Here is a 10,713-nt window from a genome sequence, read left to right as displayed (position 1 = left end):
TTAAAGGCGGCTAGGGAGGTTTCTCATGAATTCGGTTGCCTGGGCACCCATCAATTTCGCACCCGCGCGGGTGGAAGTGGAAAAGCTGGAAGACGGCGCATTCATCATCCGCTCGCCTGACAGCCTGAAGCCCTATTCGCGCTGCCTTGGCGACCTGCTGGTCCATTGGGCCGAGCGCATCCCCAACCAGACCTTCCTGGCCCAAAGGGCTGCCGATGGCTGGCGCAAGGTCAGCTGGGGCGAGACCCTGAAGAAGGTCGAAGCCATCGCCCAATCCCTGCTGGACCGGGGCCTCAACAAGAACCGGCCGGTGATGATCCTGTCGGACAACAGCATCGACCACGCTCTTCTGGCGCTGGCCGCCATGCATGTGGGCGTGCCGGTGGCGCCCATCTCGCCCGCCTATTCGCTGATCTCCCAGGACCACTCCAAGCTGCGCTACATCGCCGATTTGCTGAAGCCCGGCCTGGTCTATGCCGCGGACGGCGCCCGCTTCGCCGATGCCCTGGTGATCCCCGAACTGGCCCGCGTCGAGGTGGTGACCAGCGTCAATCCCATCGCCTGCGGCGTAACCTTCGACACGCTGCTGGCCGCCACGCCCGGCCCGGAGGTCGAGAACGCCTTCGCCAATGTGCGGCCCACCACCGTGGCCAAGATCCTGTTCACCTCGGGCTCCACCGACATGCCCAAGGGCGTGATCAATACCCAGAAAATGCTGTGCTCCAATCAGCAGGCCATCCGTCAGGCCTGGCCCTTCCTGCTGGAAAGCCATCCGGTGCTGGTGGACTGGCTGCCTTGGAATCACACCTTCGGCGGCAATCATAACTTCAACATGATGCTGCGCCACGGCGGCACGCTCTATATCGACGAGGGCAAGCCCATGCCCGGTCTGGTGGAGAAGACGGCGGCCAATCTCAAGGAGGTTTCGCCGACGCTGTATTTTAACGTGCCGCGCGGCTTCGACATGCTGATCCCCATGCTGGAGAAGGATGACGAACTCAGGAACAGCTTCTTCAAGAACCTGAAGATCATCTTCTATGCCGGTGCGGCGCTACCCCAGAATCTTTGGGAAAAGATGGAGCAGCTCTCCATCCGCACGCTGGGGCACAAGGTGCGCATGGTGTCGTCCTGGGGGTCCACAGAGACCTCGCCCATGATCACCACCGTTCATTTCGACATTCCCAGGGCCGGTATCATCGGCCTGCCCGCCGCTGGCTGCGAGATCAAGATGATCCCCAATGGCGGCAAGCTGGAGATGCGTATCAAGGGCCCCAACATCACGCCGGGCTATTTCAAGCGCACCGACCTGACCGCCAAGGCCTTCGACGAGGACGGCTGGTACATGATCGGCGATGCCGGCAAGCTGGCCGATCCCGATGATCCGTCCAAGGGCATCGTCTTTGACGGCCGGGTGGCCGAGGATTTCAAGCTGACCTCGGGCACCTGGGTGCATGTGGGAGCGCTGCGCCTGTCGGCCATCGACGCCGCCGCGCCGGTTCTTCAGGACGCGGTAATCACCGGTCACGACCGTGAATCGGTGGGACTTCTGGGTTTCGCCAGTCTGCCCGGATGTTTGCGCCTGTGCCCCGACGCGGCCCCCGACACGCCACTCAAGGATTTGATGAAGCGCCCGGAAGTCCGCGAAAAGGTGCTGGCCGCCATGAAGGCCCTGGCCGCCGAGGGCAAGGGAACCTCGCACCGCATCACCCGCGCCTTGCTGATGGATGCCCCGCCCTCCATCGACGCCAACGAGATCACCGACAAGGGCTATATCAACCAGCGGGCCGTGTTGACCAATCGCGCCCATCTGGTGGAAAAGCTCTACGCCCCGGGGGACGACCCCGATGTGATCCGGATGGGGTAGGTTTAAGCATCACCCCGGTTCATATGAAATTCGTCGTCCCGGAAGCGCGCCAGCGCTATCCGGGATCCAGGAGCCGCTCCCCCTGGATCCCGGCTCAAGGCCGGGATGACGGGAGAGAAAGCCCAGGGACAAGACACCCATGATCGATTACCGCACCCCCCTTCCCGACCTGCTGTTCGCTCTGCGTCACGGGGCCGAGGCGTCCCGCCTGCCCCATTGGGATGACGAGACGGCCGAGACCGTACTGACCCACGCGGCCGCCATGGTCGATGAGGTCATCGCGCCGCTGGACCCGCTGGGCGACACCGAAGGGACAAAGCTGGTGGATGGCCGCGTGGTCATGCCCCAGCCCTTCGTGGAGGCCTATCGCCAATTCGCGGGCGACGGCTGGCAGGGCCTCGCCGTGCCGGAGGAGGACGGCGGCCAGGGTCTGCCCCATATCCTGGCCTCGGCCCTGTCCGAGATGCTGTCGGGGGCCTGCATCACCTATCAGATGGTGCTGTCGCTGGCCCATGGCGCCATGCGGACCCTGGCGGCCAGCGGCTCCGAGGCGCAACGCGCCGCATGGATTCCCCGCCTCGCCGCCGGTGAGGTTCTGGCGACCATGTGCCTGACCGAGGCCCAGGCGGGCTCCGACCTCGGCCTGGTGCGCACCATGGCCAGCCCCCAGGCCGATGGCTCATGGAGCATTTCGGGCGGCAAGATCTTCATTTCAGGCGGCGACCAGAACCTCACGGGCGGCAAGATCATGCATCTGGTCCTGGCCCGTACCCCGGATGCGCCCGCGGGCGTCAAGGGCCTGTCCCTGTTTCTCTGCCCCTCCCACCTTGACGATGGCACGCGCAATGCCATTCAGGTGGTTCGCTTAGAAGAGAAGATGGGCATGCATGCCTCGCCCACCTGCCAGGTGGCCTTCGACGGGGCCAAGGCCGAGATCATCGGGGCGCCCGGCGAAGGGCTGGCCCGCATGTTCACCATGATGAATGCCGAGCGCCTTGACGTTGCCGTGCAAGGCGTCGGTCTGGCCGAAGTGGCGCTGCAACGCTCGCTCGCCTATGCCAATGAACGCAAACAGGGCCGTGCGGGCAAGGATGCCGGTCCCGATTTCATCGCCAAGCATGGTGACGTGCGCCGCATGCTGCTGACCCAGATGGCGCTGGCCATGGGCTGCCGCGCCATGGTGATGCGCACCCTGGTGGACCTGGAACTGGGCGAGAAGCCCGCCCTGATGGAACTGATGACCCCGGTTTGCAAGGCCTTCGCCACCGAAGCCGCCATGGAAGCCGCCGACCACGCCATCCAGGTGCATGGCGGCTATGGCTTCCTGCGCGAATACCGGGTGGAACAGATCCTTCGCGATGGCCGCATCACCCGCATCTACGAAGGCACCAACGGCATTCAGGCCGCCACAGTGGCCGGACGGGTCATCCGCCTGGACAATGGCCGGGCTCTGGCCGAGTTCAAGGCCGAGGTGGAAGACGCCATGCGCCTCGCCTCCCCGGCCTTCGCGGGTGCCCTGGACAAGGCATTGTCCGCCTGGATGGACGCCGGAACCGTCATGCAGTCGCGCAAGGATATCGGCCTGACCGCCACGTCCTATCTGCGGCTCACCGGCTTGCTGGCCTTCGGCTCTGCCTGGGCGCGGCTGGAAGCCAAGGCCGAGCATGCCGCCCATCCCGCCCGCATCCGCGCCGTGGCCGAATTCGTGCGCGACTGGATGCTGCCCGAATCCAGGCATCTGGCCGACCTATGCAAGAATGCCTCGGAGCTAGGGTCCATACCTGATGAAGTGTTCGGCGCCTGATAAATCCTGGGGAAAACCCCCAGCAATTCGGGACAGGACGGTTGTATTGTTGCGCAAAAACGGACACATTGCTTAACTCCCCGTTGGCCGGAAGCCCCCATGAAGTGGGCCCTCCGCCTGGGGTTCGGGTTTCGGCCGAGGCGTCGGCATGCAACAGAATTGTTGACGTTCGCCATGGCCGTGTCATTTTCAACCGCTAACGACAATTCCATTGGGGGTCTCATGAACAAGCAGGATCTGGTGAACAAGGTTGCCGAGCTCAGCGGTCTGTCCAAGGCTGCCGCCGACAATGTGATCGACGCGACCTTTGCTGCCATTACCTCGGCGCTCAAGGCCGGCGACGATGTCCGCCTGGTCGGTTTCGGTTCCTTCTCGGTGACTCAGCGCGCCGCCAAGGAAGGCCGCAATCCCCGCACTGGCGCCACCATCAAGATCGCGGCCTCCAAGGCCCCGAAGTTCACCGCCGGTAAGGGTCTGAAGGATGCCGTCAACGGCTAATTCCTTCGCCTAAGGGTGAAAATGCCAAGGCCCCCGGAGAAATCCGGGGGCCTTTTGGTTTTCGCGAATGAATATCAGCCCCGGACCCGCATGGGCTTGCCGCGCCGCGCTGCGATCAGCTCGGCCAGGATGGACACCGCGATTTCGGCCGGAGTGCGCGCGCCGATGTCGAAGCCCACCGGAGCGGCGATACGCTTTAGCGCCGGTCCCAGATCTTCCAGCCGCTGACAGCGCTTGGCGTGGGTCCGCGTACTGCCCAGAGCGCCGATATAGAAGGCCTCCGAGCCCAATGCCGCCCTAAGCGCCGCGTCGTCCAGGCGTGGCACATGGGTGAGGCTCACCACCGCGCTGCGGCGGTCGAGCGTGATACTAGCCAGCACCTCGTCGGGCTCGCCACAAATGAGGGTCGTGCCGGGAAAGCGCGCCTCGTCGGCAAAGGCGCGGCGGGGATCGACCACGGTGACGGCAAAACCTGCCTGACGCGCCATCCCGGCCAGCACCTGAGTGATATGGACGGCGCCCGCGACGATCAGGGTCCAGGGCGCCTCGTGGGTGCGCACGAAGACTTCGTCGGCCACCACGCCGCAGGTGCCTTGGCCCAGATGCATCTGGGCCGCCACCAACCGTGTCTCGTCGAGGGAAAGCGGACCGATCACCCCCGCATCACCGACCAGCGCCTGAGCGCCGCTGTTCAGGTCAAGGACCAGGGCGGTGGGCCTGCGCGATGCTTGGCTCCGCACCGCCTCTTCCAGGAGATCGCGTTCGGGATGGAACACCGCCACCCGGATATTGCCGCCGCAGGGCAAGCCGACGGCCCAAGCGGTTTCGTCCTCCACGCCAAAGGACAGCAACCGGGGAGCCTCACCTTCCTCCAGATCGCGCGCCTCGGAGATGACGGCGGATTCGACGCAGCCTCCCGAGACCGATCCGGCGAAGGTGCCGTCGGCGTCCACCGCCATATAGGAGCCGATGGACCGAGGCGCCGAGCCCCAGGTGGCCATGACCACGGCCATGACCACCCGGCGCCCCCCATCCATCCACTTCAAAGCGGTCGCCAGAACCTCGCAATCATCGGCGGCCATATCGGCGGGGTCGCATTTGATGGCGTCGAGGCACATGGGGCTATTTCCCGTTCCAGAGATCGTCCATCTGCTTGCGGGCCACCGCCAGCAGGACCCTGCGGCGGTATTTGACCCCGGCGACCGTTGTCTTCAAGACGTTGGAGACCTTGCGCACCGCCTGGACCAGAGCCTCGGCGGTCTCGTCGTTCCAGGAACGGCCCCACAAGGCATCGGTGGCAACCATCAATGGCGCCGAATTGGTGCCAGTGATGGCGACCCGCAAGCCCGCGATGGCGTTGCCATCACGCTTCATCGCCACGGCCACCCCGGCCAGGGGAAAGTCGATGGCGTCCCGGACGCGGACCTTGGAATAGGCGGCGACCCAACCGCTAGCGGGCGGCACCAAAACGGCAGCCAACACTTCACCCGATTCCAGCGCGAGGTGTTCGGCGCCGCTCTCCTTGAATAGATCGGCCATGGCCAGTTGGCGCAGGCCCTTGGGGCCGACGATCTCGGCCGTGGCGTTCAGCACCATCAGGGCCGGAGCCACGTCACCGTGATAGGTGGCATAGCAGCGGTCAGACTTGACCACCACATGGCACTTGTCGCCTTCGTATTTGAGGCAGAAGCCATTGCCGGACCGCCACCACTCGGACTGGTTATAGAACACGCAGCGCGTGTCCTGGCACAGATTGCCGCCCAAGGTCGCTGCGGCGCGGTGGCTGGGCCCCGCCACCAGACTGGCGGCATGGGCGATGGCCGGCCAGGAAGCCAGGATGCGGGCATCCTCGGCGATGTCTTCCAGCGTGGCGCCCGCGCCGATACGCAAGGACCCGTCGGCTCCCACCGAGATGGCGGCGAATCCGGTGATGCCGGTGAGATCCACCAGAGTCTCGGGCTTGCCCAAACCGCGGCGCAGATTGGGCAGAAGATCGGTGCCGCCGCTCAAGGGTTCGGCCCCCGGAGCGGCCAGGGCGGCCACTGCTTCGGCCAGGGATGCGGGGCGAATTGTGCGGAAATCGGGAAGGATGTTCATTCTGCAGCATCCCTTGCGTCAAGCAGTTCGGTGATGGTCTCTGGGCTTAAGGGGAATTTGACAGAGCGCACCCCCACCGCCTCATAGACCGCCTCGTGGACGGCGGGCAGGAAACCGGCCAGCATGCCCTCGGACGCCTCCTTGGCGCCGAAGGGCCCGTTGGGGTCCAGGCTTTCCACGATGATCACTTCGATATCGGGGCTTTCCGCCATGGTCGGCACTCGGTAATCCAGGATGTTGCCGTGCATCATGCGGCCATCGTCCCAGCGGGTTTCCTCGGACAGGGCCTGGCCCATGCCCATCCATACGCCGCCCTGGGTCTGGCCCTCGACGGCGAGCGGATTGAGCGCCTTGCCCACATCCACGGCCACCCACACCTTGTGGGCGGTGACGCGGCCGGTGATCTCATCGACGCTGGCTTCGACCACCTGGGCGGCATAGCAAAAGCCCATGGTGGCGCCGATGGCGCTGCCTCTGATCTTCTTGTCGCCCTGGAACTCGATGGGGCAGGTGAAGGTGCCCTTCACCGTGATGGTGCCGGTATCGATCAAGGCGGCCTTGACCACCTCTTGGAAGGTCAGGCCGGGATCCTGGCTGCCCGCCACCATGAACACTTCGTCGATAACCTCGATGTCTTCCTCTCTGGCGTCCAGCTTCTTGGCCGCCGCCTTGACCAGGATGGATTTCAACTCCTCCGCCGCCGAGATGGAGGCATTGCCCACCATGAAGGTGACGCGCGACGAGTACGACCCGTTATCCTTGGGGGTCAGGGCAGAGTCGGCGGAGATCACCCGGATGCGGCTCATGCGCACGCCCAGCACCTCGGCCGCAACTTGAGTAGCCATGGTGTTGGAGCCCTGGCCGATATCGGCGGCCCCGGTCAAGAGCGTGATACCGCCATCGAAGTCGAGCTTCAGATTGACGGTGGCATGGGGCTCGCCGGTCCAGTGCTTTGGGGTCGAGGTGCCCGAGACGAAGTGGGACAGGGCGATACCCAACCCCCGGCCCTTGGGCATCTTGCCCTTGCGGGTCGCCCAGCCCGAGGCTTCCTTGACCTTCTCCAGGCATTCCGGCACGCCGTAGCTCATGACCTTTTGAGCATACATGGTCGTATAGGGAATCTGGGGCAGCAGATTGATCTGGCGGATTTCCAGCGAACCGATGCCCAGTTCCTCGCCCATTTCGGTGAGCAGGGCCTCGAAAGCGGCGCGCGTATCCACCGTGCCGTGGCCGCGCATGGCGCCACAGGGCGGGGTGTTGGTATAGACGCGCCAGGCGTCATGCTTGATGGCCGGGATGTGATAGAGGCCGTGCATCAAGGCACCGGTGTACAGGATGGTGATGATGCCATAGCCCGCATAGGCGCCGCCCGCCTGGGTGGCTTCGAGCGCCAGGGCGGCGATCTTGCCATCCTTCATGAGGCCGATCTTCATCTTCACTTCCGTCCAGGGACGGCCGCGATGGGCGATGAAGGTCTCTTCGCGGGTCTGGACCAGCTTCACCGTACCCTTGGCTTTGCGGGCCAGCAGACCGGCGATGATCTCGAAATGCAGGCATTCGGTACGCGCGCCGAATCCGCCGCCGAGGAAGGGCTTGATCACCCGGATACGGGCCGAGTCCATCTGCAGGCAGGCCGCCACCTTGAGATGCACATAATAGGGCACCTGGGTGGTGGTGTTGAGCGTCAGCATGTCGCGGACGGGATCGTATTCCGCCAGGGTGGCGTTGAGTTCCATGTGGACATGATTGACCTCGGCGAAGGTGTAGACCTTCTCGCGGATCAGATCGGCTTCGCCAAAGGCCGCCTCCACATCGCCGAACTCGGCATGGACCTCGCGCAGGATGTTGTTGGGCTTGTCGTCGTGGAGCGCGACGGCCCCCTCCTTCATGGCCGCCTTGGGCGTCATATAGGCGGGCAGAACCTCGTATTCGACCTTGATGAGGTTGATCGCCTTCTCGGCGGTCAGTTCATCAACGGCCGCGACGGCGGCCACGGGATCGCCGCGATAGCGGACCTTGTCGCGGGCCAGCGGATACTCGTTCTCGGCGATGGGCAGCACGCCATAGGGGACCGGCGTTTCAGCGCCCGTGCAGACGGCATGGACGCCGTCCAGCGCCTCGGCCGCCGAGGTGTCGATGGAGATGATACGGGCATGGGCGACGGGGCTCCGAAGGATGCGCCCCACCAGGGCGCCGTTGGCGGCGATGTCGGCGGTGTATTTGGCCTTGCCGGTCACCTTCTCGACACCATCGACCAAAGGCGTGCGGGCGCCGACCGTGCCGTTCTTCGGGAATTTCGGGCTCATTGGGCGGCCTCCATGCAGGAGCGGGCATGGGCCGCCTCTTCCACCGATTCGATGATCTTCACATAGCCGGTGCAGCGGCACAGATTGCCCGCCAGGGCGGCCTTGATCTCATCGCGGGACGGATCGGGGTTCTTGCGCAGCAGCGCCTCGGCGGCCATCAGCATGCCGGGCGTGCAAAAGCCGCACTGGGTGCCCAGCTTCTCGTGGAAGGCGGCCTGAAGCCTGGAGATGGTGCCCTGGGTCGCCAGGCCTTCAACCGTCTCCACCCTCTTGCCCGCCACCTGATGGGCAAGCGTCGAACAGGCCAGCCGGGGACGGTCGTCCACCAGCACGGTGCAGGCGCCGCATTCGCCGCCATCACATCCCTGCTTGGTGCCGGTGAGATTGGTCACCTCGCGCAGGTAGTCCAGCAGCAGCATGTTATCGGGCACCAGATCCTCGCGGGCGCGGCCGTTGAGGGTCAATCGCAGGATGCTTTTCACGGTCTTCCTCCCTCGGAAGCTTTTGGTCTTTTGTTATCAGGTCAAACGCTTGAGCAGGCTGATCAGCAGGGCGCGGGCGTCGTCGGACAGCCCGGCAGAGAATTCACGGTCCTGGCGCGCCACCGCAGCCTCGATACGGGCCAGGGCCAGCTTGCCCTCGGCGGTCATGCGCAGATGGTAGGAGCGGCGGTCGTTGGGGGCGGCGTCGCGGCGGATCAGCCCCTTGTCCTCCAGCGCATTGACCACCTTGACGATGGACGAGCGGTCCACCTCCATCACCTCGGCCAGCGCGCTTTGGGTCAGGCCGGAATTGTTGGCGATCACCTGGAGCATGCCGTAAAGGCCCGGCGTGATGCCTTCGGCCGCCGTGACGCTCTGGGCGAAATGCTTGAACGCCGCCACCTGGGCTCGGCGCAGATGAAAGCCCAGTTCCTCGGTCATGGGACCGAAGGAGGTTCCCGCCCCCTCCTCGCGCTCCATGGACTTGGCCTGACTCCCCGGCATGGCGATACCCTCATTCCATTTCCGGGCATTGTTGACTAGGTCAACGACTTTGGCAACAAGATTGTTTACCTAGCAAACAATCTCTCCACGATATGTCATTCCGAGCGAAAGCGAGGAATCTCCGCTTGGATCTCTGGCGCCCATATGGAAAAGCCGTTCCAGAATGAGATCCCTCGCATTCGCTCGGGATGACACTCAAGAAAGTTCAGTCGGCCGATTGCAGTCCGCCGAAGCGGGTGTAATAGGCGGGATGGGCCTCGGGCACAGGGCCCTCGGCGGTTTCCAGCATGCCCATGACATGGGTTTCGGCCGCCGCCTGGACCAGACGGTAGAGATTGCGGCACAGAACACGGGCCGAGGTCCCCGGCCAATTGGCGGGCAGCAATTCGTCGGGCAACATGGGGTCGCGCAGCAAGGCGCGGCGATAGCCGTGCATCAACAGCGTGCGCACCACGAAGCACATCTGGGGATCCAGATCGCCATTACCCGACAGGACCTGCCACAAGGGACGGAAGGTATCGAGAAACTCGTTGTAATCACTGGCCAGCCGCTCCAGGTCCCAGCAGGTATGGATCAGGTCGCGCAACGCCTCTGGCGTCACCCAATCCTCGGCCGCGGCGGTCATCATCACGGCACGGTCCTGAACCCCCGCCTCGGCCAGGGCTTGGCGCACGGCACTCTGATCGGGATCGGGATGGACCATGACGCCGCTGGCGAGCTGGCCGAAACCCAGCCAGCCGAGATCGCGGCGCAGGGAATCCCGGCGTTCGGCATCCATGCCGTCGATATTGGTCACCGCCAGGGTCCAGCGACCGTCCCAGGGCTTGCCGTTATAGTGATAGATGCGGTTGTGGGCGGCCTCGAAGCGGCGGCGCCCCATCTCGGTCAGACGGTAATAGCTGCGCCGCCCGATCTGCATGGAGGAAAGCCATGCCTCCTTGGACAGGCGGAACACCGAGGTCCGCACGATACGTTCATTCAGGCCCAAGGGCTCCACCAGATTGATGACGCTGCCCAGCCAGGCGCTGCCACCATGATGCGAAATGGCATCGCCATAGACGGTAATGATCAGCGACTTCGCCTTGGGGCGAAGACGCGCCAGAACCTGCCCTACGATTTCCCCCACCCGTCGGTTCATGCCGCCTGCTTCAATAGAGA

General features: G+C 64.5%; 9 protein-coding genes. 3 read left to right on the top strand and 6 right to left on the bottom strand.

What is annotated here, in order from left to right:
* The first annotated feature begins 25 nt into the window (after positions 1-25).
* The 3 genes from CCC_RS08845 (at position 26) to CCC_RS08835 (ending at position 4,166) form a co-directional block, all read left to right on the top strand.
* On the top strand, positions 26-1,864 hold the full coding sequence (locus tag CCC_RS08845) for a feruloyl-CoA synthase (protein ID WP_041040920.1): 1,839 nt from the start codon (positions 26-28) through the stop codon (positions 1,862-1,864).
* A 139-nt stretch (positions 1,865-2,003) separates the two neighbouring features.
* Positions 2,004-3,668, top strand: a complete 1,665-nt coding sequence (locus tag CCC_RS08840) for an acyl-CoA dehydrogenase family protein (RefSeq protein WP_009868685.1) — start codon at positions 2,004-2,006, stop codon at positions 3,666-3,668.
* Between the two features lie 222 nt (positions 3,669-3,890).
* Positions 3,891-4,166: an HU family DNA-binding protein gene (locus tag CCC_RS08835; protein ID WP_008614941.1), complete on the top strand. Its 276-nt coding sequence runs from the start codon at positions 3,891-3,893 to the stop codon at positions 4,164-4,166.
* A 74-nt stretch (positions 4,167-4,240) separates the two neighbouring features.
* Here the strand turns inward: CCC_RS08835 and CCC_RS08830 are convergent, their stop codons facing one another.
* The 6 genes from CCC_RS08830 to paaX form a co-directional block, all read right to left on the bottom strand.
* Positions 4,241-5,284, bottom strand: a complete 1,044-nt coding sequence (locus CCC_RS08830; RefSeq protein WP_009868684.1) for an XdhC family protein — start codon at positions 5,282-5,284, stop codon at positions 4,241-4,243.
* Positions 5,285-5,288: 4 nt separating this feature from the next.
* Positions 5,289-6,263, bottom strand: a complete 975-nt coding sequence (hcrB, locus tag CCC_RS08825) for a 4-hydroxybenzoyl-CoA reductase subunit beta (RefSeq protein WP_041040918.1) — start codon at positions 6,261-6,263, stop codon at positions 5,289-5,291.
* Complete coding sequence (gene hcrA / locus CCC_RS08820; protein WP_009868682.1) at positions 6,260-8,569, bottom strand: 4-hydroxybenzoyl-CoA reductase subunit alpha; 2,310 nt, start codon at positions 8,567-8,569, stop codon at positions 6,260-6,262. Before hcrA ends, hcrB begins: the two co-directional genes overlap by 4 nt.
* Positions 8,566-9,051, bottom strand: a complete 486-nt coding sequence (hcrC, locus tag CCC_RS08815; RefSeq protein WP_041040916.1) for a 4-hydroxybenzoyl-CoA reductase subunit gamma — start codon at positions 9,049-9,051, stop codon at positions 8,566-8,568. Before hcrC ends, hcrA begins: the two co-directional genes overlap by 4 nt.
* A gap of 36 nt (positions 9,052-9,087) precedes the next feature.
* On the bottom strand, positions 9,088-9,555 hold the full coding sequence (locus tag CCC_RS08810) for a MarR family winged helix-turn-helix transcriptional regulator (protein ID WP_009868680.1): 468 nt from the start codon (positions 9,553-9,555) through the stop codon (positions 9,088-9,090).
* A gap of 205 nt (positions 9,556-9,760) precedes the next feature.
* On the bottom strand, positions 9,761-10,693 hold the full coding sequence (gene paaX / locus CCC_RS08805) for a phenylacetic acid degradation operon negative regulatory protein PaaX (RefSeq protein ID WP_041040914.1): 933 nt from the start codon (positions 10,691-10,693) through the stop codon (positions 9,761-9,763).
* Positions 10,694-10,713 lie beyond the last annotated feature (20 nt).

The organism is Paramagnetospirillum magnetotacticum MS-1, assembly GCF_000829825.1.
In the GTDB taxonomy this organism is placed as follows: Bacteria; Pseudomonadota; Alphaproteobacteria; order Rhodospirillales; family Magnetospirillaceae; genus Phaeospirillum; species Phaeospirillum magnetotacticum.
This window is presented reverse-complemented; position numbering and strand designations above follow the sequence as displayed.